Raw genomic sequence first — 25,075 nt, 5'->3', positions numbered from 1 at the left:
GCGCGCCTCGCGGGGTGAGGAGGAGGCGCTCGCGGTGGATCGAGCGTAGCGCCGGGCCGGGCCGCGGGCGCCCCATGACGTCAGAGCCGACGGACGCGCTCCGCGAGCCTCTCGAAGGCCGCCGCGTGGGTGACCCGCAGCGCGTCCCACGAGGCGGTCATGTCCACGCGCTCGGGATCCGCGACCACCTCGGCGAAGCCGTGCTGCGCGCGCGGCACCGCGTCGCCCGGCAGCACGAGCGACTGGATGAAGGCGCCCGTGTCGTCCGAGAAGGTCAGCGTGTGGCTGGCGACGTTGCGGTGCCAGTCGTCCGACGGCCAGGACAGGAACGCGACGTGCCGCGGAGCGACGCCCGTCTCGGCCGCCGACACGTAGCTGCCGTAGTGCTCCTCGCCGGGCGACAGGATCTTGTAGGAGCCGTTGTCGAGGTAGACGAGCAGCGCCTCGTCGAACGGCTTCTCGCCGTACATGGCGGTGTAGTGGAGCGCGTGCACGAGCACGGGCGAGCCGAGCGGCACCGGCAGCGCCGCCGCGGGGGTGGCGGTCGGCGCGGCGACGGACGCGGGGGCAGCCGGCTGCAGGAACTCCTCGTCGGTCACGTGCGCGCCCCACGTGGTCGCGTCGACCGGGTCGTCTCCGTCCTCCAGCACCGCGATGTGCTCCATGGGCGCGTGCGCCGTGGCGCCGTGCCAGTGCTCCTCGCCGGCCTCGATGTACACGGATCCGCCGGGCCCGACCTCGACCACGCCCCCGTCGCGCGTGCCCACGCGGGCGATGCCGGAGGTCACGTGCAGCGTCTGCCCGAGCTGGTGGGAGTGCCACACGGTGCGGGCGCCGGGCGCGAAGGTCACGGCCGCGACGACCGCGCGCTGCTCGGGCGTCTGCGGGGTGGAGAGCCAGCGGAGGCGGACGTCGCCCGTGAACTGGTGGTCGGGCATCGTGATGGCGGGGGTCTCGGCCTCGACGCGCATGCGGATCCTCTCTGTCGGGCACACGGGATGCCCGGGTCGTGGAACGGGGAGCCCCGGCGCGGTGGTCGCGTCGGGGCACGGGCATCCTCCCGCGGCGGCGGCTGGGAGGGCGCCGACGCGTCCCCAGGTGGCGGGAGCGCCTCGTCCGCGCGCGGTGCGGCGCGGGGCCGACGGGGCCCGACGCCCTCCGCCGCGACCGCTGGTGCGGCCGCGGCGATGTCCCTACGCTCGGCACCATGACCGCGCCCCACGTCGACGCCCCGCCGCCCGTCCGGGCGCGTCTCCTGCCGGCGCCCCTGATCCTCCTGTGCGGCCTGGTCGTGGTGCCCCTCGCGATCTCCTTCGCCGCGAACAGCTGGGCGACGCCCGACGCGCCCGCCTACGTGCGGATGGCGTTCGCCTCGGTCGCGGGGGTGGTCGTCGCCGTCGCGTCGGTGCTGGTGCTGCTGGTCGACCGCCTGGTGAAGCGCGCCCCGGCCGGGACCATGGTGGCGCTCACGGTCGTCGTCCTGGTGTGGGCGTCGAGCACGCTCGCCTCGACGAGCGACATGCTGCTGCAGCGCCTCGCGCAGCTCGACTGATCCGGGACCGGTCGCCGCGCGGCGGTCAGCCGAGCGCCTCCGGGGCACGGAAGAAGTCGCGCTCGTACGCGGCGGAGACCCGCGACGCCTCGAGCATCGCGGCCCGCCGGGACGGACCCGCGAGCACGGCCGCCTCGTCCACCAGCTCGCACGCGCGCCGTGTGGCCTCCGCGAACGCCGGATCCGCGTAGGTCGCGAGCCACGCGCCGTACGGGTGCGCATCGCCGGCCGCCGCCGCCGCGGATCCCGCCGCCCGCAGCCTGGTGCCCACGTCCGCGTAGATCGTGAAGCAGGGCAGCAGCGCCGCGACCAGCACCGCGTACTCGCTCCCCGCGGCGTGCGCGAGCAGGTGGTCGACGTAGGCGCGCGTCACGGGTCCGGCGACCATCGGCGCGGGGTGCCGGGACAGCCACTCCTCGTGCAGCGTCGACTCCGCCGCGATCGCGTCGGCCGCGGACCGCGCCCAGGCGACCTGCGCGTCCGGCGTCGGCGCGAGCTGGCTGGCGCGCGCGAGCACCCGGGAGTACGCGCGGAGGTAGATCGCGTCCTGCGCGAGGTAGTGCGAGAACCACGCCTCGGGCAGCGTGCCGTCGCCGAGGCGGCGGACGAAGGCGAGGTCGTCGATCTCGCGGCGGAGGTCGGCGGATCCCGCCCACATCTCCTCCGACACGGGGCCGGCGTGGGTGCCGGCCGCGTCCCACAGCGCGCGCAGGTGGTCGAGCGGCCCGGCGCCCGCGCCCACCTCCAGCTCCTCGGCGTGCGCGAGGGATCCGGTGAGCCACGCCTTCGCCTCCGTCAGCGTCCGCAGCCAGTCGCCGCGGCGCGGCTGGAGGGTCGCGAGCGCGCTCGACAGCGAGCAGCCGGTGCCGTGCGTGCTGGTCGTCGCGACGCGCGGGCCGTCGACCACCGCGACCGACGGATCCCCGCCGCCGTCGCCGACCGCGGGCGTCACGAGCGCGTCCGGGCAGTCGTCGACGCGCAGGTGGCCGCCCTTGACGATCACGCGCACGCCGTGCCGGACGGCGAGGGCGCGGCCCTGCGCGAGCGCGTGATCCCACCCGTCGGCCTCGGGCTCGCCGAGGAGCGCGGCGAGCTCGGGCAGGTTCGGGGTGACGACGTCGGCGAGCGGCAGCAGGCGGCGGAGCGCCTCGGTCGCGTCGGCGTCGAGGAGCGCGTCGCCGGACTGGGCGACCATCACCGGATCCAGCACCACGACCGGCGGGCGCACCGCGCGCAGCCAGTCGGCGACCTCGTCGACCACCGCGGCGGATCCGAGCATGCCGATCTTCACGGCGTCGATCTCCACGTCGTCCGACACGGCGTCCAGCTGCGCCCGGAGGAACGCGACCGGCGGCACGTGGATCTCCCGGACGCCCGTCGTGTTCTGCGCCACGAGCGCCGTGACGACGGCCATGCCGTAGCCGCCGTTCGCGGCGATGGACTTGAGGTCGGCCTGGATGCCCGCGCCGCCCGTGGGATCCGTGCCCGCGATGCTGAGCACGCGGGGCACCGGACGGAGAGGCGGTGCGTCGCGCTCGGGTGACGCGACGACGTCGACCGCGCCATCCGCGGAGGCCGTCTCGACCGCCGCCGCGCGCACCCGCGCCCACGCGTCCGCCAGCTCGCGTGCCGCCGCCTCCGGATCCTCCGCCGCGCACACCGCCGACACGACGGCCGTCCCCGCGCCGCCCGCCGCGGCGATCGGCTCCACGTCGCGCACGTCGACCCCGCCGATCGCGACGCACGGCACGGGGGAGAGGCCCGCGATGATCCCGAAGCCGTCGTGCCCGAGCGGCGCCGGGTGGTCGGGCTTGGTGCTGGTGGGGCGGATCACGCCGACGCCCAGGTAGTCGACCATGCCGGCCGGCAGCGCGCGCACCGCCTGGACGTGCTCGGGCGCGTTCGCGGTGAGGCCCACGACGAGGCGGCGGTCGGGGCTCGCCGCGTCGAGCATCCGGCGCACGAGGTCGGCCGGCACGTCGGACTGGCCGACGTGCACGCCGTCCACCCGGGCGCCGCGGGCGAGCGCCGCGAGGACCACGTCGACGCGGTCGTCGACGAGGAGCAGCGGTCGGGCCGCGGACGGGTGCGCGGCGGCGTGCGCGTCGATGACGGTGGCCGCCTCCATCACCGTCGCCAGAAGCTCGGCCGCGCTCGCGTGCTTGTCGCGGATCTGCACCGCCGTCGCCCCGCCCGCCACCGCCGCCGCGACGACCGCGGGCACGCCGCGCGCGCCGCACAGGGCGGGGTCGGTGACGAGGTAGACGGAGAGGTCGAGCGCGCTCACGAGAGGCGCTCGCGCTGGGCGACGAGCTCGGGCGTGACGGCGTCGAGCGCGTCGAGCAGCGCGACGGCGAACGACCCCGGTCCGCGGGATCCTTCGGCGGCGACCTCCGCGGCGATCGTGTAGACGCTCGTCGCGGCCACGGCGGCCCGCAGCGGATCCGGGTCCGTCGACGCGAACGCCGCCATCACGGCGCCGAGCGCGCAGCCCCCGCCCGTCACCTTCGTCAGCAGCGCGTCGCCGGTGTGCACGCGCACGACCCGGTGGCCGTCCGTGATGTGGTCGACCGCGCCCGAGACCGCCACGACCGTGCCGTAGGTGCGCGCCAACAGTGTCGCGGCGTCGAGGGCGGCTTCGACGGAGTCGGTCGCGTCGACCCCGCGGCCGCCCGCGCCGCCCGTCGCGAGCGCGATGATCTCCGACGCGTTGCCCCGCACGATCGTCGGGGAGAGCGCCACGAGCTCGTGCGCGAGCCGCGTGCGCACCGGCAGGGCGCCGACCGCGACGGGATCCAGCACCCACGGCGTCCCCGCCTCGCGCGCCGCGTGCGCGGCCTCGACGGCTGCCTCCCGCTGCTCCGCGTGCGGCGTGCCGAGGTTGATCAGCAGCCCCGAGGCGATCCGGGCGAACGGCCCCGCCTCGGTCGGCACGTCCGTCATCGCGGGCGCGGCGCCCAGCGCGAGGAGGACGTTCGCGGTGAAGCCGGTGACGACCGCGTTCGTGATGCACTGCACGAGCGGCACGCGCTCCCGCAGCCGGTGGAGGAGGTCCGCCGAGGCGGTCCCCGTCCCGGTGATCTCGTCGATGGACGGGCGCGCAGCGCTCATGATGACATCCCTCCGCCGGTGCGAACCGGATCAGGTGCGACGGGTCTCATCTCAGCCCTCGTGGGCACCCCGTGTCAGGGATCCACCCTAGGGGGCGGGCGACGCCCCCGCGGCCTCGAGTAGCGAGGCCTCGCGCATGCCGACTGCTTCCTCGGACGGCGCGTCGCCACGTGCGGCACCGAGCGCGCCAGGTCCGGGCGGTCGAAGGATTTCCCTCAGGAGCTGCTATCGGGTGACAGCTGGCAGTTCCCGGAAAGAGATCGACATGGGGAGGGACTTCCATGTCGCTTTGACACGATCGTCATCACTTGCGAACCGACGCTAGATGCGTGCTTTGGGCCCCTCTCAGAGTTCGAGCAGCAGCCATGATCGGGGACTCTGTCTCCCGTGTGCTCGACAGCTAGAGCGACCCAGAGAGAAGCCTGACGCAATACTCGATGCAAACGGTTAGGGGGCGATGGAATCGCCGACTGTCGAATTGTGGAGTAGAGTACCTCGTCATTCGAAGAATGACAACAGCATCGCCACCCCCGGGCCAACTGCATACATTGCTCCTGTGCCGATCAAGATGATCCTGATTCGGCAGCCGAGTAAATATCAACAAGCGAAGGAGAAGGACATGACTCAGGTCAGCCGTTGATCCCGGCGACGGACGTGAGACGAGCATCTGCCGCCTATCGCGATACTGGGCACGCGGTGTTGCGTGGTCTCCTGGACGTGGAAAAGATGAAGCTGATCCAAGACCAGATCATCGAGCAGTTCAGTCGCTCGGGTGTCACGGACGGCTGCATGACCGAGCGTGGGCAGCTGAGGTACGTATCTCGAGCCGAGGAGAAGCCCGAGGACTTCCTTCTCGCAGGAGTTGCACAATCGCAGGATCTCGAGGCCATGTACCACGCTCCCGAGGTACTAGATGCGGTCCGCGCGCTCCTGGATCATGAGGACGTATTCATTCATCCTCTGAAGCACCTGCGAGCCGTTCCCCCGGAAGCGTCCGATCTATCATATCCAGCGGGCGTCCATCAGGACTTCCCGGAGCTCCAGGGCAGCTGGCGTCAGTTGACCATGTGGACACCGCTCTTTCGGGCTACACCAGATACGGGGTCTCTCCCGGTCTTTCATGAGGAGCGAGATTCGGTCGCCCCCATGATGGTCGCAGATAACCCATCAGGATGGGCGATCGATGACACGTTCCTCACGGGGCGGGCGCGATATGATCTGAACCCAGGAGACGTGCTCGTCTTCAATACATTTACGCCGCACGGTGGAGCAAGGAACCATGGTGACGGCATTCGGGTGAGTGTCGAGGCGAGATTCCAGCCGCTCGCGGATCCTGTTGCGGAGGGTGTACTCGCGGCGCCGTTGATCGCGGATGATTGGGACGCGCACTACCAAGGTTGGAAGAATGGGCTTGCGCACTACTGGCGCAGCAGGCATCCGCCGACAGTTCCGTTCGACGATACCTGGGAGCGGTGGCGCGACATCATGGCGGTCGATGAAGCGAGAAGAGCAAATGAGCATGCATACCAGGCCCTAGTGATCGCATCGCACTTCGCGCGCAACGAGCCGACCCGGCGAGAGGCGACACGCCTCCTAGGGCTGATGTGACGCGCTCTGTCCCGCCGGCCTCCGGGCGTTCGTCGCTGATCAACCGCGATTTCGCCTGGCTATGGGCTGGCCAGGCGGCGTCCTCCTTCGGGGAGTACCTCCTCGCCTCTACTGTCACCGTCTGGCTGATCACCGGCCTCGCGGCCGGCCGGCCGGAGCTTCCTGCGCTGGTCTCGGCCGTGGTTGCGACCAGCACGTTGCCCCGCCTCATCGTCGCGCCGCTTGTGGGCGTACTCGTCGACCGCTGGCGAGCGGACAGGGTGATGATCGTCTCGGACTTGGCGAGGATGGCTCTGCTTCTGCCGATGACCGCGATCGCAGCGAGAGGCGGTGATGAGCTCGTGATCACGTCGTTGCTGGTCACTCTGACGCTGATCGGTGCCGCGTCGCAATTCTTCATGCCTGCACGTGCTGCAGCGCTGCAGGCGCTCGTCCCCGAGGATCGTCGTGCAGATGCCGCCGGGAAGATGATGTTCGCTGCCGTCGGGATCGCGGTCATCGCTACGACCGCGGGGCCCGCGCTGTACTCGTTCCTGGGGCCTCTTCCCGCCCTGGTCGTAAACGCGCTCACCTTTGCCCTGTCCGCCGTGTGCGTCTCGCGCGTCGAAGGCGGGCGAGCGGTACGGCCCGACGCGGAAGTTGCGCGGCGCTACTGGCCCGACTTCGTCGCGGGCATATCCATCGCGTGGCGCACGCCGTCGATTCGAACGGTCCTCATCGGCGTCTCTCTGTATGGCCTCTCGCTGGGGATCAACAACTCAGTGCTTGCGCTGTTCGCTCTTCAGGCACTGGCGCTTTCCTCCGCGCAATACGGTCTCGTCAGCGGTGCCTTCAGCCTCGGAGGCCTCGTCGGGTCCCTGTCGGCGCCCCGAATAGCTGTTGCTGTCACGCCTCGTGCGGCATTTATCGCGGGCCTGGGATCGATGGGAGTGATCTACATCTGTTACTCGCAGGTACGGGCATTCGTGCCGGCGGTGATCGCCATGTTCGCGGCCGGTGTGGCGTTCTCGTTCTACGTTGTCGCCCAAGGTCCCATCCTCCAGACCGCTACCCCATCAGGGTTCATGGGGCGGGTAACCGCCATTACGACCCCGGCATTGGCGCTGACCACGCTTTTGGGCACGATGGGAACCGGATGGCTCCTCAGCTACGCCAGTGGCACCGGGCCAGACGTCTACGCCAGCGCGATCTTGGCTGGGGCGCTGCTCCTCTGCCTGGGCGCGTCGGCGATGTTGGCCGGAGGATGGCAGGCTCATCGCCGGTGACCTCCTCGAGCTCCCGCTAGGCGAGCCCCGCCACGTCGAGCACCCACGCGTAGTCGGAGGCGCGCTCGCGCCACGCGTCGTACCGGCCCGACTTGCCGCCGTGGCCGGCCTGCATCTCGGTGCGCAGCAGCACGGGCGCGCCGACCTCGCGGAGGCGGGCGGTCCACTTCGCGGGCTCGACGTAGAGCACGCGCGTGTCGTTGAGGCTGGTGACCGCGAGGATCCGCGGGTACTCCACGCCCTCGCGCACGTTCTCGTACGGCGTGTACGACTTCATGTACGCGTACACCTCGGGGTCGTGCAGCGGGTCGCCCCACTCGTCCCACTCGATCACGGTGAGCGGCAGCGACGGGTCGAGGATGCTCGTGAGCGCGTCCACGAACGGCACGCCCGCGAGGATCCCGGCGAACCGGTCGGGCGCGAGGTTCGCCACCGCGCCCATCAGGAGGCCGCCCGCGCTGCGGCCCTCCGCCACCAGCTTCTCCGGGCTGGTCCAGCCCCGCGCGATGAGGTGGTCGGCCGCGGCCACGAAGTCGGTGAAGGTGTTCCTCTTGGTGAGCGTCTTGCCCTCGTCGTACCAGCGCCGGCCCATCTCGCCGCCGCCGCGCACGTGCGCGATGACGAAGGCCATGCCCCGGTCGAGCAGCGACAGCCGCGCGATGGAGAACGACGGGTCGATGCTCGCCTCGTACGAGCCGTAGCCGTACAGGAGGAGCGGCGCGGGCGTGCCGGGGTGCACGAGGCCGCGCCTGTAGATCACCGACAGCGGGATCTCGGTGCCGTCCTCCGCGGTCGCCCACTCGCGGGTCTGCACGTAGTCGTCGGGGTCGTAGCCGCCGCGCACGGGCTGCTGCTTGAGGAGGCGGAGCTCCCGCGTCGCGAGCACGTAGTCGAACGTGGTGGCCGGGGTCGCGAGGCTCGTGTAGCCGAGGCGGACGGTGGGCTGGTGGAACTCGGGGTTGCCCGCGGTGCCGACCGTGTAGATCGGCTCGTCGAACGCGATCTCGTGCAGCTGCTCGCCGTCGAGGACGCGGTCGAAGGGGATGACGCCGACGCGGGTGAGGCCCTCGCGGCGGTAGGAGATCACGAGGTGGTCGGCGAACGCGCTGGCGTCCTCGAGGCGCACGTCGTCGTCGTGGGGGATGACGACCTGGCGGTCGGTCGTGGAGGTCGGGTCGTCCGCCGGCACGTCGATGAGCTCGAAGTTCGTGGCGCCGTCGTTGTGCAGGATGAGGAGCCGGTCGGATCCGTCGATGACCGCGTGGTCGACGTCGTACTCGACGCCGTGGCGGCGCGGCCACACCGGGCGGAAGGCGCCCGTCGGGTCTCCCGCGTCGAGCAGCAGCACCTCGGTCGTGATCTTCGAGCCGACGTAGACGGTGAGGTACTGCCGGCTGCGGGTCATGCCGAAGCCGACGAAGTAGCTCTCGTCGGGCTCGGTGAAGACCTTCACGTCCTGCGACGCGGGGGTGCCGACGCGGTGGCGCCAGACGGTGTCGGGGCGCCAGGCGTCGTCGACCGTGACGTAGAAGAGGTGGTCGCCGTGGGCGGAGAAGGTGGCGCCGTGGCTCGTGCCGGGGATCTCGTCGGCGAGGTCCTCGCCCGTGGTCAGGTCGCGGATCTTCAGCGTGAACCGCTCGTCGCCCTCGGTGTCGGTCGAGTAGGCGAGGAGCGACCCGTCGGGGCTGACCTCGAACGCGCCGAGCGAGAAGAACTCGTGGCCCTCCGCCTCGGCGTTGGAGTCGAGGAGCACCTGCTCGCCCTCGACGGCGCCGCCGTCGGCCGCGGGCTCCACGGCGGGCGGGGTCCAGTCGTCGGGACCGGCGACGGGCCGACGGCAGCGGATCGCGTACTGCGACCCCTCGACCGTGCGCGCGTAGTACCACCAGTCGCCCTCGCGCACGGGCACCGACAGGTCGGTCTCCTGCGTACGGTCCTTGATCTCCGTGAAGATCCGCTCGCGCAGCGGCTCGAGGTGCGCGGTCTGGCCTTCGGTGTACGCGTTCTCGGCCTCGAGGTGCGCGATGACCGCGGCGTCGCCCTTGTCGCGCAGCCACTCGTAGCGGTCCACGAACGTGTCGCCGTGGAAGGTGCGCTCGATGGGGCGCTGCTCCGCGACGGGAGGGGTGGAGGGGGAGTCGGATGCGGGGGAGGAGACGGCCGGGACGGCGGGGTCGGTCATCCCGCCAGCCTACCGACGGGGGACGACCGGGCCCCGGCCGTCCCCGCGGATCAGGAGCTGATCGGCCCGGCCTCGCGCGGCCCGGTCGCGCCGGGCGTCGTCACCGCGCCGAGCGTGCTCGAGCGGGTCGCGAGGCGCGCGACGGCCTGGAGCGGGATCGACAGCCAGCCGGGACGGTTGCGGACCTCGTAGATCGCCTCGTAGACGGCCTTGTCGATCTCGAACGCGTCGAGCAGGGCCCGGTTGGCGCGGAGGTCGGTGCCGGAGCGGGCGATGTAGCCGTCGACGAACGCGCGGCGGGCGGCGCTGGCCCACGCGGCCGCCGACTTGCCGGGGTGCGCGAGCGCGTAGGAGCCGGCGACGTAGTCGAACGAGCGGAGCATGCCGGCGACGTCGCGCAGCGTGACGTCCGCCAGCGAGCGCTCGTGCATGGGGCGCATCGGCTCGCCCTCGAAGTCGAGGAGCACCCAGCCGCGGTTCGGCACCGAGAGCACCTGGCCGAGGTGGTAGTCGCCGTGGATGCGCTGAAGCTTCGGCCACTCGCCCTTCTCGGCGGCGTCGTACACGCTCGCGATGGCGTCGTGGAACGCGGCGATCTCGGGGACCTCGCGCTCGGCCGTCGCGTGACGGCGGCGGAAGCTGACCATGATCCCCTCGATGACGTCGGGCGTGGCCTCGACGGTGGGGAGCGCGGCGGCGAGCGTGGCGTGCACGTCGGCGGTCGCCTCGCCCAGCGCGCGGGCCTGCGCCTGGAAGTCCTCGTCGGCCTCGGCGGCGCGGAGCGCGACCCGCCAGGCGTCGGTGACGCCGGGCAGGAACTCCTGCGCGAAGGCGACGTGCCCGACGGCGCGCCCCTCCTCGCGGCCCGAGTCGCTCCACTCGGCGAGCACGCTGCCCATGGTCTGCGGCACGAGCCGGGATCCGGCGCCCGCGATGGCGGACTGGAGCACGACGTCCGGGTTCTCGCCGTGGTGCAGCGCGCGGAAGACCTTGACGATCATCGGGTTCACGGCGTGGCCGTCGGCCGAGACCATGTCGTAGATGATCGAGGTGTTCGACTGCTCGCCCGACAGCACGTGGGATCCGACGACGGTCGCGATCTCCACGCCCGGCTGGCGCTGGCCGCGCGCGGTCGCGCCGAGCGAGGTCTCGTCCACGTCGGCGTCGCGGTCGTCGAGGATCGTGCGGATGAGGGCCCACGCGTACGCGGGGTCGTGCGGACCGTCGTAGACGTGCAGCTCGACGCCGTCGTCCTCGACGGTGGTGCCGATGTGGAAGGGCTTCAGCTCCTCCAGCGGCGCCTGCCGGTAGGTGAGCGGCACCTGGTAGAGCACGGGCTTCGCGCTGCCGTGGTCGATGATCAGGTGCGTCTCGATGCGGGCGAACCAGCCCTCGTCGCTGAAGCTCCAGCCGCCGATGCGCTCGAGGCGCGGCTCGGTGCCCTTCGAGGCGAACCAGCGCTGCTCGCGCATCCAGGCGGCGAGGAAGTCGGGGATGACGCTGAGGTCGTGGTGCTGCATGGCTCAGGCCACCTTCGCGGTCACGTCGGCGAGCGACGGGTTGGTGGCGGACGAGCCGTCGGGGAAGAGGACGGTGGGGACCGTCTGGTTGCCGCCGTTGATGGCCTCGACCAGCTCGGCCGTGCCGGGCACCTGCTCGATGTCCACCTCGTCGTAGCCGATGCCGGCCCTGTCGAGCTGCGACTTCAGCCGGCGGCAGTAGCCGCACCAGGTGGTGGAGAACATCGTGATCCGCCCGGGGGCAGGTACGTAGGAGGAGGTCTCGGGCGCCATGGTCCTCACCCTACGCGCCGTTCTCCACGCCGACCCGGGATCCGCGGCGCGCGAGCGGGTGCTCGGCGCGTCGCGGATCCCCGGATGCGGTCCCGGTCAGCGGCGGATGCGGGTCAGCCGAGGAGCGAGCGCTCGAACCAGGCGTTGCGGAACTTGGCCTCGGGATCCAGGCGCTCGGCGAGGGCGAGGAAGTCGCCCGATCGCGGGTACAGCGGGGCGATGTCGGCCGCGGTCGCGGTGAAGACCTTGCCCCAGTGCGGGCGGGCGCCGAAGGGGCGGATGGCCGCCTCGAGCTCGACGAGCAGCGCCTCGACGGCCTCCTGGTCGCGCTTCCACGTGAAGTGCAGGCCGATGGTCGTCTGCCCGTACTGGGGGCTCAGCCAGAGCCGGTCCTCGGCGACGGCGCGCAGCTCGCAGACGAGGAGGATCGGGCGGATACGGTCGCCCATCGCCCGGAGCGCCTGCACGGCCTCGACGGCCCGGTCGAGCGGCACGTGGAACTCCGACTGGATCTCCTCGCCGTCACTCGGCGTGAAGCCCATCTTGAAGTGCGAGAGCCGGTCGGACCAGAGGCCGACGACGCCGAGCTGCGAGGTGCTGTTCACCGGATCGATCCCGAGGATCGGGTGGCGCTCCTCGGTCGCGGCCGGCGCGCCGAAGTAGTCCTCCATGACGACCTCGTCCTCGGGCTGGCCGTCGACGTCGAGCTGCACGCGGCTCTTCAGCCACACCTGGTCGGTGGCCTCGCCGAAGCGCGTGAAGACGCTGACGCTGTAGGCGCCGCCGAAGACGTCCTCGAGGTTGGCGTCGAACGCGTCCCACGAGAGGCCCTCGAACACGCGCTGGCGCACGAGATAGGCGGGCTCGACGTCGAGGGTCACGCGCGTGACGACGCCGAGCGCGCCGAGGCCCACGACCACGCCGTCGAAGTCGTCGTCCCCGCGGCGGTACGTGACCGTCTCGCCGTCGGCCGTGATCAGCTCGAGGGCCGCGACGGCGGTGCCGAGGTTGCCGTTGCCGATGCCGGATCCGTGGGTCGCCGTCGCGATGGCGCCCGCGACCGAGATGTGCGGCAGCGACGCGAGGTTGTGGATCGCGAGGCCCTCCTCGCCGAGGAGCTCCGCTAGCTTCCCGTAGGCGAGGCCCGCGGAGAAGGTGGCGGTGCTGGCGTCGCGGTCGATCACGAGGTCGGCGGGCAGCTCGGCGAGCGAGACCAGCACGTCGGAGTCGGCGATGTCGTTGAACGAGTGGCGGGATCCCAGCACGCGGATCCGGGGCGCGTCGCGGACGATCGCCCGCAGCTCCTCGACGCTCGTCGGCGTGCGGACCTCGCGGGCCTTGTACGCGTAGTTGCCGGCCCAGTTGGTGCCCGCGGTGCCCTGCTCGATGGTGTCGGTCATGCGTCCTCCTCGCGCCCGCCATCGGACGCCGTCGTCTCCAGCTTGCCCGTCCTCCGGCCGGAGGGCGAGCGGTGTCGTGCGGTCGGGCCGCGTCGGCTGCGGCGGCGGACCCGTGAGGGCCCGCCGCCGCGGACGTCAGCGGCTGCGGATGGTGAGCTCCAGCGTGCGGGCCGAGGGCCACAGCTGGTGCTCGGGCAGCACGTCGAGGCCGCACGCGCGCGAGCCGAGCCCGTGCTGCGCGGCGTCGATGTACAGGTGCACCGCCTCGCTCGCGGGCAGCTCGTGCGGGTGCGCCGCGCGGTCGAGCTCCTGCGGCGTGTGCCGCGAGGCCGTGAAGCCGGGGCGGCGACCCGCGGTGTCGGGGGCGGCGTGGATCACGATGCCGCCCTCGCCGTCGAACGTGCCGAGCTCCAGCTCGCGCAGGTCGCTGCGGTGGCCGGTCTCCTGCGGCATCGAGTACACGGCGCCGAGGTCGTCGACGAGCGACGAGAAGCGGCCGACGAGCGCCGCGCGCCGCGAGTCGGGGTACGACTCGAACGGGCCGGTGCCGAACCACTCCGCGTTGGTGACGCTCGCGGGCAGGTCGAACAGGATCCCGACGCGCGGCCACGTGATGGCCCACCCGGCGCTCGGCACGATGTCGACCCGCAGGCCCAGCTCGCCGTCGGCGCCCTCGGTCCAGCAGTACGTCGTGTCGACCGAGTCGAAGGACTGCGCCGCGCTCGTGCGCACGACGACCGTGAGGGATCCGGAGCCGACCTTCACCGAGCGGACCCGGTGGGTGAGCCGGTCGAGGCCCGCCCGGCGCCAGCGCGCCTCGCTCGACGGGCCGGGCACGCCCTTGCCGAAGGTGAGGCGCGGATCCGCCAGCTCGTAGGAGCCGCTGCTGTCGCTGCGGTCGTTGTCGGTGGGCGCGCGCCAGAGCTCCAGGCGCGGGCCGTCGACCTCGAGGGAGCCGAGCCGCACGAGTCGGCCGGTGGCGAGGTCGAACTCGCCGTCGCCGAGGGTGAGGCGCGTGGCGCCCGCGTCGGGCAGCACGTCCTCCTCGGCGTCGACCCAGCGCGCGGGCACGGCGGGCCGCGGCGCGGGCGTGAGGTCGAACTGCTGGACGGCGACCACGTGGCCGGCCTCGGCCCACGGCTCGTCGTCGCGGAGGATCGCCTGCACGGTGAGCCACACCTCGGCGCCGTCGGCCGCGAGCTCGCCCGCGGAGAGCGCGTCGGCGGGAAGCGGGATCCGTGCCGTCTCGCCGGCCGGCACGGCCTCCGCGTCGAGGACGCCGGTCGCGATGTCGTCTCCGTCGACCGCGAGCACCCAGACGAGGCTGGCGAGCGCGGTGGAGACGGAGTGGTAGCGGTTCTCGACCACGAGGGACGCGGATCCGCCGTCGCGCTCGAGCCCGAACGCGATCGGCTGCACCACGGCCTTGTACTCGGCCAGGCCGGGCGTCGGGGTGTCGTCGGGCAGGACCATGCCGTCCATCACGAAGTTCGCGTCGTGCACGACCTCGCCGAAGTCGCCGCCGTAGGCGTAGAACGCCTCGCCGTCCGCGGTCTCGGTGAGGATGCCGTGGTCGCGCCACTCCCACACGAAGCCGCCGTGCAGGCGCGGGTAGCGCAGCACGAGGTCCTCGTACTCGCCGATCTGGCCGGGGCCGTTGCCCATCGCGTGCACGTACTCGCACAGGATGAAGGGCTTGGTGCGCTGGCGCATGCCCTCGCCGGGCGTGCAGCCGAGCAGGTCGCCCGGGATCACGTCGCTGCCGATGGACTCGGTCTCCTGGAGGTTGGAGTACATGCGCGAGTAGACGTCCGTGTACTCGCCCGTGTAGTCGCCCTCGTAGTGCACGGGGCGGCCCGGGTCGCGGCGGTGGACCCACGCCGACATCGCGGCGAGGTTGCGGCCGGTGCCCGCCTCGTTGCCGAGGGACCACATGACGATCGACGGGTGGTTCTTGTCGCGCTCGACCGTGCGCTCGATGCGGTCGAGGTAGTGGTCGGCGAAGCGCGGGTCGTCGCTCGGGTTGCCGACCCAGCCGCCGAACTCGAAGCCGTGGGTCTCGAGGTCGCACTCGTCGATGACCCAGAAGCCGAGCTCGTCGGCGAGGTCGAGGACGCGGGGGTGCGGCGGGTAGTGGCTGGTGCGGATGGCGTTGACGTTGTGCTGCTTCATCAGCAGCATGTCGGCGCGCGCGTGGTCCTCGTCGAAGACGCGGCCGCGCTCGGGGTGGGCCTCGTGCCGGTTGACGCCGTGGAAGACCACGCGGCGGCCGTTGACGAGGAACCGGTCGCCCTCGATGCGCACGGTGCGGAAGCCGAGGCGGATGGAGAGCGCCTCGACGTTGGTGCGGAGGAAGCCCTGGTACTGCGTGGGGCTCTCGGCGCTCCACGGCTCGACGCGGTCGACGTGGACGGGGGCGACGTCGGCGGGCGTGGCCCAGGTGACGTGGATCCCGAGGTCCTCGACCTCGAACGTGACGGGGAAGGCGGCGGGGGCGGCGTCGACCTCGACGTGCACCGTGCCGGCGCCCGTCTCGTGGTCGTACTCGGCGCGGGTCCACGCGTCGTCGATGCCGCCCTCGGGGCGGCCGAGGAGCGTGACGTCGCGGAAGATGCCGGGCATCCACCACTGGTCCTGGTCCTCGAGGTAGCTCGCGATCGACCACTGGTGCACGCGCACGGCGAGCACGTTGGATCCGGGCCGCAGCGACGCCGTGACGTCGAACTCGTGCGAGAGGCGCGAGCCCATCGCGGTGCCGACCTCGTCGCCGTTCAGCCACACCTTGAACGCCGACTCGACGCCCTCGAAGCGGAGCACGACGCGCTCGAGCGACTGCCAGTCCGTGGGCACGTCGATCTCGACGCGGTAGTCGCCCGTGGGGTTCTCGTCGGGCACGAAGGGCGGCTCGACGGGGAACGGGTACTGCACGTTCGTGTAGGCGGGGAGGCCGAAGCGGCCGTCCTGGCCGAGCACCCAGTGGCTCGGCACGGGGATCTCGTCCCAGCCGGAGTCGTCGAACGCCGGGTCGGCCATCTCGTCGGAGAGGCTGCGGGGCGTGGGGGAGAGGCGGAACCGCCAGTCGCCGTTCAGCACGATGCGCGGGGCATCCGAGTGCAGACACGAACGGGGGCGTCGGGCGGCGCCCGACGTGGGGGCGAAGTCCTCGAAGTAGGGGAGGGCGTGCGTCATGGGCTTCCTTGCGCGTGGGCGGGTGCGGCGACGTGCCGCGATCCCATCATCGTGGGTCGAGGGGTGGCGCGCCGAATGCGCAGACGGCCGGGCAGGTCGCCCCGCCCGGCCGTCCGGGATCCGCGCGCGGACGGATCAGCCCTTGACCGCTCCGTCCGTCAGGCCGCCCCGCCAGAACTTCTGCAGCACGATCATCGCGGCGATGAGCGGGATGATCGACACGAGCACGCCGCCGGTGGTGAGCTGGTAGAACTCCGGCAGCCGGTCGACCTGGCTCCGCCAGTTGTTGAGGCCGAGCGTGATCGGGTAGAGCTTGTCGTCGGCCAGCATGATCAGCGGCAGGAAGTAGTTGTTCCAGATGCCGACGAGCTGGAAGAGGAACACCGTCACGAGCGCGGGCGTCATCGAGCGGAGCGCGAGCGTGTGGAAGATCCGCAGCTCGCTCGCCCCGTCGATCCGGCCCGACTCGATCACCGCGTCCTCCACCGACGCCTGCGCGTAGATCCGGCAGAGGAACAGGCCGAACGGCGACACGAGCGACGGGATGAGCACCGACCAGTACGTGTTCGCGATCCCCATGGTGCTGAACAGCAGGAACAGCGGCAGCGCGGTGGCCGTGCCGGGCACGAGCACCCCGCCGAGGATCGTGCCGAACACGAGGTTCGACCCCTTGAACTTGTACTTCGCGAGCGCGTACCCGCCAGCGGCCGCGAAGTACGTCGCGATGAGCGCGCCCACCCCGGCGTAGAGCACCGAGTTCAGGAACCAGCGCACGAAGATGCCGTCGTCGTACGTGAACACCATCGTGAGGTTCTGCCAGAGGTTCATGTTCGCGAACAGGAACCCGTTGGTGCTGAACAGGTCGGCCGTCGTCTTCGTGGCCGCGACCACGATGTAGTAGACGGGGACGAGGAAGTACAGCGCGACGACCGTGAGGATCGCCGTGACGATGATCCGCGTCGCCGGCTTCGAGCCCGCTCCGGGGGTGCTGCCGGCCTTCGACGGCCTGCTCACCTTCGCCTCGGCGGCCTGCGCGAGGCGCTTCTGCTCCGCCTTCTCCGCGGCCTCGCCCGCCGTCGGTCGGATCTCCGTGGCGGTCATGCGCGCGCCTCCTTCTTCTTCGCGGCGGCGGCTTCCCGCTCCTCCTTGGGCTTCCGGTTCGTGATCCCGAGGAACACGAACGACAGGACGAACGCGGCGAGGGCGATGATGACCGCCTGCGCCGCGGCCACGCCGTAGTCGTTGTACGCGAACGCGGTCGTGTAGGCGGACAGGTTCGGCGTGTACTGCGAGTCGATCGCGGGCGCGGAGGTGGCGAGCACCTGCGGCTCCGCGAACAGCTGCAGCGTGCCGATGATCGAGAAGACGCTCGCGAGCACGAGCGCCGGCCGGATGAGCGGCAGCTGGATCGAGACCGCCGTGCGCCACGCGCCCGCGCCGTCGATGCGGGCGGCCTCGTAGACGTCCCCGGGGATCGACTTCAGCTGGGCGATGATGATGAGCATGTTGTAGCCCGTGTAGGTCCAGGTCACGATGTTCGCGATGGACCAGAGCACGGTGCCGGCGCCCAGGAAGTCGAGCTGGATCCCGAACATCTCGCCGATGTCGATGATGGGCGACAGCCCCGGGATGTAGAGGAAGCCCCAGAGGATCGTCGCGATGACGCCCGGCACGCCGTACGGCATGAAGTACGCCGCCCGGAAGAACTGGGGCCACTTCGCCGACGCCGACTCGAGCAGCAGCGCGAGGATCGTGCAGAGGATGATCATGACCGGCACCTGCACGATGCCGAACAGCAGCACCCTGCCGATGGACGCCGTGAACGCGTCGTTCGCGAGCGCGAGCGCGTAGTTCTCGAACCCGGCGAAGACCGTGGTCACGCCCTGCTCGCCGAACAGGCCCTGGCGCCGGACGGTCGTGAACGACTGGAAGACCGCGTAGATGATCGGGAGCACGAAGGTCAGCAGGAAGACCGCGAGGAACGGCGCGAGCATGACCCACGGCGCGATGGTCTGCGACTTCTTGAGCTGCCCCTTGCTGACGCCCGCGCGCTGCACGCGGCCGGGCCGGGAGGCGGTGCGCTCCCCGGTCGGCTTCGTCGCGACGCTCATGCGGAGGCCGCCTCGACCGTGAGCCCCTTGTTGCGGAAGGCCTCGATCACGGCCTCCTGCGCCAGCGGCAGCGACTCGACGAGGGTCTGGCCGCTCGTGAGCTTGCGGCGGAACTCGTCCTGGAGGGTGTTGAGGGTGAACTGCGTGAGCGGGCACCAGGTCCAGTCGAGGTTCTGCTCCTTCGCGGCCGGCACGAAGACCTCCTCGTTGTAGCTCTGGCCGCTGAACCACTCGCTCGGCTCCTGGCGGGATGCGCCGATGTAGTCGGGCGACGGCGACCAGCCGATGCCGGAGTTCGCGATCATCGCGTCGATGCCCTCGGGGGAGGTCGTCATCCACGTCATGAACTTGAGCGCCTCCACGGGGTGCTTGCTGTTCGCGAGCACGGCCGCGGTGGATCCGCCGAGGTAGCTGGACCCGTACGCCCCGTCGAACGACCACGTCTGCATGGGCGCCACGCGCCACTTGCCCTCGCCGCCGGAGACCGACTGGATGAGGGCGTCGCCCCAGCTCGCGCTCGTGACGCCGAAGATCTTCGCGTCGGCGGCGGCCGCGTACCAGGGCGGCGAGTACGCCGTGAAGCTCGTGTTGACCACGTCGTCGTCGATGGCCCTGTCGAAGAACGCGGCGACCTCCATCGTCCGCTCGTCGAGCATGTCGACCACCCAGCGCTCGCCGTCGATCCGGAACCAGTTCGCGCCGGCCTGCGTCGCGTACGAGGTGAAGACGCTGGCGTCGGAGACGGGGAAGCAGTCGAGGTAGTTGCCGGGGCCGGTCTTGCGGACCTCGGCGCTGATCGCCGCCCAGTCGTCCCAGGTCGCGGGCGGCTGGCCGCCCACCTGGTCGAGGAGCTCGGGCTGGTAGTAGAAGGCCATGGGGCCGGAGTCCTGCGGGATCCCGAAGACGCCGTCCTGGAAGCTGACCTGCTTCCACAGCGCCTCGTCGTACCGGTCGCGGTACTCCTCGACGCCGTAGCGGGTGAGGTCGACGAGGCCGTTGGCGAGGAGGAACTCGGGCAGCTGCCGGAGCTCGACCTGGCCGATGTCGGGTCCACCGCCGGCCGTGATGGCCGAGTACATCTTGTTGTAGCCGCCGGCGTTGCCGCCGGGGATCCAGACCGCCTCGACCTGGATGTCGGGGTTCTGCGCGTTCCACACGTCCGCGACCTTCTGCAGATCCTTCAACCACGCCCAGTACGTGAGCGTGACCTTCTCGCCCGGTGCGGCGGCGGGGATGACCGGATCGGAGTTGACCAGCCTCCCGCCCGGTGCCGAGCAGGACGCGAGGGCCAGCGTGCCCGCGGCGGCGGCCCCCACCCCCAGCGCCTGTCTCCTGCTGATCGAATGCATCGTCGCATCCCTCCCGTCGTCGTCGATGGCAGATGGGCCGGAGCCCACGGCCACTCTAAGCGCGCGACGAAAATTATTCCTAACCCCTGGTCGGGATTCTCGGGGAGCCGGGCGGGCGCGCTCAGCCGCGCGCGCCCCGGTTCCGCACGGCCCACTCGAGGGCGTGCATCGCCTGGTCCTTCGTGAGGCGCGTCTCGAGCCCGCAGCTCGGGCACTCGACGCGGTAGGTCGAGCGCAGCGGGATGAGCGGGACGAAGAACACCGTGAAGCGGAGGGTGCGGTGGAGCACGCGCTGGGCGCTCGTCACGCCGCAGCGGAGGCACGCGAAGGTCACGATGACGATGAGGGCGTCGCGGGCGCGCGTGCCGAACAGGAGGATCACCTCCCGAGGCTACGCGCGCCGCGCGGAGCATAGGCGGTGGGGCGGCCCCCGGACGAGGAGGCGACGCTCCGCGGATCACCCGGTACGGTCGAGGGACACGCCTCGAGCAGATCGGCCCCGCATGACCACGCACCGCGTCGGCGCGCACGTCACCCCGGCGACGGCCTGCCCGGGAGGCGCCGCGTGATCGTCTTCGTGGTCGTGGGCGCCGTCGGCCTCCTGCTCCTCCTCTCCAGCATCGTGCTCGGCGACCTGCTCGACGCGATCGGCGGCGGCGACGGCCTCGTGTCCGGCGTCGCGCTCGGGGCGGCGCTCGCCATCTACGGCGTCGGCGGCGTGCTCGCCGACCAGGCCGGCATCGGATCCGGCGGCGCCATCGCGATCGCCGTGGCCCTGGCGCTCGTCGCCCTCGTGGTCGTGCAGCTCACCGTCCGCTTCGTCGCGAAGCAGGAGAGCGGCGGCTCGTACTCGCCCGTCGGCATGGTCGGCGTCGTCACGTCGCCCACCTCGCCCACCGGTGGCGAGGTGCGGCTCGAGCACATCCGCGAGCTGGAGCGCCGGCTCGCCATGAGCGCGGAGCCGCTGGCCGCCGGCACGCGCATCCGCGTCGTCTCGGAGGACGGGTTCCGCGTGCGCGTCGAGCCCGACGCCGAGGACGCCCCCCGCACCTAGCAGCATCCGTCCCATCGAGAGGAACCATCCCGTGGACCTGATATCCGGCGGCGCCAGCGCCATAGCCGTCATCGTCGTCATCGTCATCCTGGTGGCGCTGGTGGCGTTCATCGCCTCCCGCGTGCGCCGCGTGCCGCCGAACCAGGCGCTCGTCATCGTCGGCCGCAACGCCGAGAGGAGCGAGGGCGGCGCCGGGTTCTCCAGCCCGCAGAAGGTCATCATCGGCGGCCGGACCTTCATCTGGCCGATCTTCCAGGAGGGCTTCACGCTCTCCCTCGAGCAGTACCAGACGAGCGTCACGGCCGAGGCGCGCGACGCCAACTTCATCAACACCGCCGTCGTCGCGACCGTCAACTTCAAGGTGACGGGCACCGAGGACGGCGTGCGCCGCGCCGTGCAGCGCTACCTCCTCCAGCAGGACGCCCTGCCGGAGATCGTGCGGCAGTCGCTCGAGGGCGCGATCCGCGGCCTCATCGGCGACCGACCCGTCGACGAGCTCGTGAAGAGCTTCTCCGTCGTGGCGCAGGAGGCCGTGAACCAGACCAAGAACGACCTCGCGGAGCTCGGCCTCCAGATCGAGACGCTCAACGTCCGCGAGATCACGACGCCCGGCAGCTCCTACCTCGACGACCGGGCCCGCTCGAACGCCGCCCGTGCCCGCCAGGTCGCCGAGGTCGCGGAGGCCGAGAACAAGCGGATCTCCGCGCTCGCCGCGATCGAGAACGACCAGCAGACCGCCGAGCGCCAGCTCGAGCTCGACCTGCGTCGCGCCGCCATCAAGGCCGACACCGACCGCGCCAACGCGACCGCGTACGCGGCCGGCGAGCTGGCCAAGGCCGAGCAGGACCGCCTGGTCGCCGACCAGGAGCGCACCGCCGTGGCCGCGCAGGCCGAGGTCTCGAAGGAGCGCCTCCGCATCGACGTGGAGCTCCCCGCCGAGGCCCGCAAGTACGCGACCGTCCAGGACGCGCAGGCCGCCCGCGACGCCGAGAAGGCGAAGGTCGACGTGGAGGTCTACCAGCGCACGCAGAACGCCGAGGCGGCGAAGACCGCGGCCGTGAACGAGGCCGCGTCCATCACCGCGCTCGGGAAGGCGAACGCCGACGCGATCCAGGCCCGCGGGCAGGCGGAGGCCGAGGCGGCCGCCGCGCTCGCCGAGGCGCAGAACAAGCTGTCGCGCGAGGCCCTGCAGGCGCGCATCATCGCGTCGATGCCGGGGATCGCGCGCGAGATGGCGGCGCCGCTCGCCAACGTCGACAACATGACGATCATCTCGGCGGACGGCGCGAACGCGCTCAACCGCTCGGTGGCCGAGAACATGGCGACGCTGCCGAAGCTGCTCAAGGACACCACGGGCATCGACGTCGCCACGGCGCTGAGCTCGTTCCTCGGGTCGACCGCCGCGGGGACGTCCGCCGGCGCCGGTTCCACCTCCACGGACGTCGGCCCGAAGGCCGGCGCGTCCGAGGGCGCCGGGATCTGATCCCGGTGCCGGAGCTCCTCGGGGCGCACGCCGCCCCGGGGAGCGCGGCGTGAGATCCACGAGCCCGTTCGGGGCGTTGTGGGGCGCGAACGCGCTCTCCAACCTCGCGGACGGGCTCGTCTTCGTCACCATGCCGCTCGTGGCGGCGGGGCTCACCGACGACCCGCGCGGCGTCGCCGGGCTCGCGACCACGTACGCGCTCGTGCGGCTGGTGGTCGCGCTGCCCGTGGGCGTGTACGTCGACCGGCTCGACCGGCGCACGCTGATCGTCGTGGCGAACGCCCTCCGCGGCGCGGCGGTGCTGGGGCTCGCGGTCTCGATCCAGTCGGGCGTCGCCTCGCTCGCGGTGCTCTACGCGGTGATGGCCGTGGTCGGCGTGCTCGAGAGCGCCGCCGACGGCGCCGCGGTCGCGGTGCTGCCCTCGATCGTGCCGCGCGACCGGCTCGATCGAGCGAACGCCCGCATCACGGGCACGCAGCTCGTGGCCGATGAGTTCGTGGGGCCGCCGCTCGGCGGCCTCCTGTTCGCGCTGGCCGCCGCCGTGCCCGTGTACGTGACGGGCGGGCTGTGGGTCGCGGCCGGTGCGGTGGCGCTCGCGCTGCCGCGGCGCACGCGCGACGTCCCCCTCGCCCCCGAGGCGGCGGGTGCGCCGTCGTCCGTGTTCCGCGAGGCCGCGGCGGGCGTGCGCTGGCTCGCCCGGCACCGCGTGGTCGGATCCCTCGCGCTCATCGGCGGCCTCGCGAGCGTCGGCTACATGCTGCCGTTCTCCGTGCTCGTGCTGTTCGCGCGCGACCGGCTCGGGCTGGACGCCGCCGGCTACGGCGTGCTGCTCGCGGCCAGCGCGCTCGGCGGCCTCGCCGGATCCGCGATCGCCGCTCCGCTCCGCGCCCGCCTCGGCTCCCGCTGGACCATCACCGCTGCCCTGACGCTCGGCGCCGCGAGCCTCGCGGGCCTCGCCGTGGCGCGGGATCCGATCGTCGCGGGGATCCTGCTCGCGCTCTACATCCTGCACGCCGTGGTCTGGAGCATCTGCGCGACCTCGCTCCGCCAGCGGCTCGTGCCGGGGGAGCTGCTCGGGCGCGTGGGCGCGGCGGGCCGGGTGGCCAGCCTGCTCGGCCTCGCCGCCGGATCCGCGCTGGGCGGCGCGCTCGCGACCGCCGGCATCGCGCTGCCGACCGTCGGGGGAGCCGTCGTGTTCGCGGGATGCGCGCTGCTCGCGGTCGTCGCGCTGCGCGGACCGGTCGACCGCGCCGCGGCGCCCTAGCCCGCGTTCGGCAGCCGCACCTCCACGAGCCCGCCGGTGACGCGCGTCTCGAATCGCGGCTGCGGTGCGGTCGCGGGGCCGTGGATCACCGCGCCCGTCCTCAGGCTGAACATGCTCTCGTGCCACGGGCAGGTGACGCACGCCTCGCCCGTCTTCGGATCCGTGCCGAGCTCACCCTCGTCGAGCGGCGCGGACAGGTGGCTGCAGGTGTTGCTCAGGGCGTCCACCGTCATGCCGTTCCGGCGCACGAGCACGGGCAGGCCGGCGACGTCGCGCTTGGCGAGCCGGCCGTCGGGCAGGTCGTCGAGGTGGCCGAGCTCCTGCCAGCCCGCGGGGAAGCGGTGCGGCACGTCCTCGGCGTGGTTGGCGCCGGCCGCCTGGCGGTAGGCGAGGTGGCCGCCGAGGAACCCGCCGGCGGAGACGAGGCCGAGGCCCGCGAGCCCGAGGACCTTGCCGCTCGTGTGCTTGCCGCGGGCCCGCTGGATCCACGACAGGCCGTAGAGGCCCGTCGCGACCGCGTTCGCCGCGGAGTGCACGATGCCGACGCGCATCTGCTGCTCGTGCAGCTGCGACCAGTCGGCGTATCCGGAGGCGATCGACGGCGCGGCGCTCAGCACGCCGACGCCGACGAGCGCGCGGCTCGCCTTCTCGTTGCCGGGCAGGAAGTCGAGGACGGCGGAGGAGACCCACGCGCCGGTCGGGATCAGCACGGCCACCGGGTGCAGAGGGTGGCCGAACGGCACGCCGTGCAGCAGGTCGGCCAGGGCCCGCGGCTTCAGCAGCGCCGTGACGACGCCCTTCACGCGGTCCACGATCGGATCCAGCGCCTTCGCGTCCTCGATGCTCGCGATGGCCGCGACCAGCTTCAGCTCCCGCATGGGGTCTCCGTCCGATTCCGGCGCCGCCGTCGGCGCTCTCCTCCCAGGCAACGCCTCCCGGGCGCCCGCGACAAGGACGCGGGCGTCCCGGTGGAGCCGCGCGTCAGGCGTCGGGGTCGTGCGCGACGTGCCGGGAGGCGACCGGGCGGCCGGCGCGAGCGACCCGGTAGCCGGGGGAGCGGAGGCGTCGCGCCCAGGGGTAGGTGGCGTCGCCGGGCGGGGCGGCGAGCACCGGATCGGCGCGCGTCGCCGTGTCGAGCGGGCCGCTCGCGTCGTGGGCCAGCTCGATCCTCGCCGCCACGTGCCACCGGCCGCGCGGCGTCGCGTGCACGAGCCGCATGCGGACGGGCCGGGTCGCGAGCGCGCGCCCGAGGTCCGCGGCGCCGGCCGGCAGCGGCGGATCCGCGTCCACCAGCACGCCGACGAGCACCGGCCCCGCGGATCCGCGGTACGGCATGAGCGTCGTGAGCCGCGCCCCGGAGAGGGCCCGTCGCGGCGCGAGGAGGAACCGGCCGACCGGTGAGAGGCCCGTGGACGCGAGCAGCACGTCCACCGTGGTGCCGCCCTCGTCCGGGATCCGCAGCGCGAGCCCGAGCACGTCCGGCAGCGCAGGCGGCAGGCCCCCGCCACGCGAGAAGCGGGCGTCGACGTCGAGCGGCCGGTCGAGCCCGTCGAGCCACGCGAGCCCGGAGTCGGCACGCCCCGCGACGGGCGTCAGCGTGCCCGCGAGGGCGACGCCGTGCGGATGCAGCGGGCGCGGACGTCGGACGAGGCGGACGGCGGAGACGATCGCCGCGAGGACGTTCCCGCCGATGCGGGCCGGGGTGCCGGACATC

20 protein-coding genes and 1 riboswitch are annotated in these 25,075 nt (G+C 72.3%); of the genes, 6 read left to right on the top strand and 14 right to left on the bottom strand.

What is annotated here, in order from left to right; all coding sequences use genetic code 11:
• Positions 1–80 precede the first annotated feature (80 nt).
• Complete coding sequence (locus BFL37_RS14845; protein WP_086514512.1) at positions 81–971, bottom strand: cupin domain-containing protein; 891 nt, start codon at positions 969–971, stop codon at positions 81–83.
• A 236-nt stretch (positions 972–1,207) separates the two neighbouring features.
• On the opposite strand from BFL37_RS14845, the gene BFL37_RS07465 reads away from it, so the two are divergent.
• A complete protein-coding gene (locus BFL37_RS07465) occupies positions 1,208–1,552 on the top strand; it encodes a hypothetical protein (RefSeq protein WP_086514511.1) in 345 nt (114 codons plus the stop codon).
• Between the two features lie 25 nt (positions 1,553–1,577).
• Here the strand turns inward: BFL37_RS07465 and BFL37_RS07460 are convergent, their stop codons facing one another.
• Positions 1,578–3,839, bottom strand: coding sequence for a bifunctional hydroxymethylpyrimidine kinase/phosphomethylpyrimidine kinase (locus tag BFL37_RS07460; RefSeq protein ID WP_086514510.1), 2,262 nt, complete (start codon positions 3,837–3,839; stop codon positions 1,578–1,580).
• Entirely contained in the window at positions 3,836–4,663 is an 828-nt protein-coding gene (gene thiM / locus BFL37_RS07455) for a hydroxyethylthiazole kinase (RefSeq protein WP_086514568.1), read from the bottom strand. The genes BFL37_RS07460 and thiM overlap by 4 nt, the downstream gene beginning before the upstream one ends.
• Positions 4,654–4,745, bottom strand: a riboswitch (TPP riboswitch). It overlaps the preceding gene by 10 nt.
• A gap of 572 nt (positions 4,746–5,317) precedes the next feature.
• On the opposite strand from thiM, the gene BFL37_RS07450 reads away from it, so the two are divergent.
• The gene (locus tag BFL37_RS07450) at positions 5,318–6,271 is read left to right on the top strand and encodes a phytanoyl-CoA dioxygenase family protein (protein ID WP_277620510.1); all 954 of its coding nucleotides are present in this window, start codon (positions 5,318–5,320) and stop codon (positions 6,269–6,271) included.
• A complete protein-coding gene (locus BFL37_RS07445) occupies positions 6,268–7,536 on the top strand; it encodes an MFS transporter (protein ID WP_172403764.1) in 1,269 nt (422 codons plus the stop codon). The genes BFL37_RS07450 and BFL37_RS07445 overlap by 4 nt, the downstream gene beginning before the upstream one ends.
• 16 nt (positions 7,537–7,552) lie before the next feature.
• Here BFL37_RS07445 and BFL37_RS07440 read toward each other — a convergent pair whose 3' ends face one another.
• The 9 genes from BFL37_RS07440 to BFL37_RS07400 all read right to left on the bottom strand — a co-directional run bounded on the left by BFL37_RS07440 (position 7,553) and on the right by BFL37_RS07400 (position 19,942).
• On the bottom strand, positions 7,553–9,718 hold the full coding sequence (locus tag BFL37_RS07440; RefSeq protein WP_086514507.1) for a S9 family peptidase: 2,166 nt from the start codon (positions 9,716–9,718) through the stop codon (positions 7,553–7,555).
• Positions 9,719–9,768: 50 nt separating this feature from the next.
• Positions 9,769–11,238, bottom strand: a complete 1,470-nt coding sequence (locus BFL37_RS07435; RefSeq protein WP_086514506.1) for a maltokinase N-terminal cap-like domain-containing protein — start codon at positions 11,236–11,238, stop codon at positions 9,769–9,771.
• 3 nt (positions 11,239–11,241) lie between these two features.
• Entirely contained in the window at positions 11,242–11,511 is a 270-nt protein-coding gene (locus BFL37_RS07430) for a mycoredoxin (protein ID WP_043582728.1), read from the bottom strand.
• 113 nt (positions 11,512–11,624) lie between these two features.
• The gene (locus BFL37_RS07425; protein ID WP_086514505.1) at positions 11,625–12,911 is read right to left on the bottom strand and encodes a D-arabinono-1,4-lactone oxidase; all 1,287 of its coding nucleotides are present in this window, start codon (positions 12,909–12,911) and stop codon (positions 11,625–11,627) included.
• A gap of 135 nt (positions 12,912–13,046) precedes the next feature.
• Positions 13,047–16,100, bottom strand: coding sequence for a glycoside hydrolase family 2 TIM barrel-domain containing protein (locus BFL37_RS07420; RefSeq protein ID WP_086514504.1), 3,054 nt, complete (start codon positions 16,098–16,100; stop codon positions 13,047–13,049).
• Positions 16,101–16,235: 135 nt separating this feature from the next.
• The gene (locus BFL37_RS07415; RefSeq protein ID WP_086514503.1) at positions 16,236–17,201 is read right to left on the bottom strand and encodes a carbohydrate ABC transporter permease; all 966 of its coding nucleotides are present in this window, start codon (positions 17,199–17,201) and stop codon (positions 16,236–16,238) included.
• Positions 17,198–18,211 carry a carbohydrate ABC transporter permease gene (locus BFL37_RS07410; RefSeq protein ID WP_086514502.1) on the bottom strand — a complete coding sequence of 338 codons (1,014 nt, stop codon included), beginning with the start codon at positions 18,209–18,211 and terminating at the stop codon, positions 17,198–17,200. Before BFL37_RS07410 ends, BFL37_RS07415 begins: the two co-directional genes overlap by 4 nt.
• Complete coding sequence (locus BFL37_RS07405) at positions 18,208–19,560, bottom strand: ABC transporter substrate-binding protein (RefSeq protein WP_086514501.1); 1,353 nt, start codon at positions 19,558–19,560, stop codon at positions 18,208–18,210. Before BFL37_RS07405 ends, BFL37_RS07410 begins: the two co-directional genes overlap by 4 nt.
• Before the next feature lie 121 nt (positions 19,561–19,681).
• On the bottom strand, positions 19,682–19,942 hold the full coding sequence (locus tag BFL37_RS07400; protein WP_086514500.1) for a zinc-ribbon domain-containing protein: 261 nt from the start codon (positions 19,940–19,942) through the stop codon (positions 19,682–19,684).
• 183 nt (positions 19,943–20,125) lie between these two features.
• On the opposite strand from BFL37_RS07400, the gene BFL37_RS07395 reads away from it, so the two are divergent.
• From BFL37_RS07395 to BFL37_RS07385, 3 genes are read left to right on the top strand one after another with little or no spacing between them, the layout of a single operon-like run.
• Positions 20,126–20,614 (top strand): NfeD family protein, encoded by a 489-nt coding sequence (locus BFL37_RS07395; protein WP_086514499.1) that lies wholly within the window; start codon positions 20,126–20,128, stop codon positions 20,612–20,614.
• A gap of 31 nt (positions 20,615–20,645) precedes the next feature.
• Positions 20,646–22,097, top strand: a complete 1,452-nt coding sequence (locus BFL37_RS07390) for an SPFH domain-containing protein (protein WP_086514498.1) — start codon at positions 20,646–20,648, stop codon at positions 22,095–22,097.
• A 49-nt stretch (positions 22,098–22,146) separates the two neighbouring features.
• The gene (locus BFL37_RS07385; protein WP_086514497.1) at positions 22,147–23,361 is read left to right on the top strand and encodes an MFS transporter; all 1,215 of its coding nucleotides are present in this window, start codon (positions 22,147–22,149) and stop codon (positions 23,359–23,361) included.
• Here BFL37_RS07385 and BFL37_RS07380 read toward each other — a convergent pair.
• Both BFL37_RS07380 and BFL37_RS07375 read right to left on the bottom strand, forming a co-directional pair.
• Positions 23,358–24,239, bottom strand: coding sequence for a Rieske 2Fe-2S domain-containing protein (locus BFL37_RS07380; RefSeq protein WP_086514496.1), 882 nt, complete (start codon positions 24,237–24,239; stop codon positions 23,358–23,360). The genes BFL37_RS07385 and BFL37_RS07380 overlap by 4 nt on opposite strands.
• 103 nt (positions 24,240–24,342) lie before the next feature.
• Positions 24,343–25,074: a hypothetical protein gene (locus tag BFL37_RS07375; protein ID WP_086514495.1), complete on the bottom strand. Its 732-nt coding sequence runs from the start codon at positions 25,072–25,074 to the stop codon at positions 24,343–24,345.
• Position 25,075: the final 1 nt, after the last annotated feature.

This window comes from Clavibacter michiganensis, assembly GCF_002151125.1.
Taxonomy (GTDB): Bacteria; Actinomycetota; Actinomycetes; order Actinomycetales; family Microbacteriaceae; genus Clavibacter; species Clavibacter michiganensis_C.
This window is presented reverse-complemented; position numbering and strand designations above follow the sequence as displayed.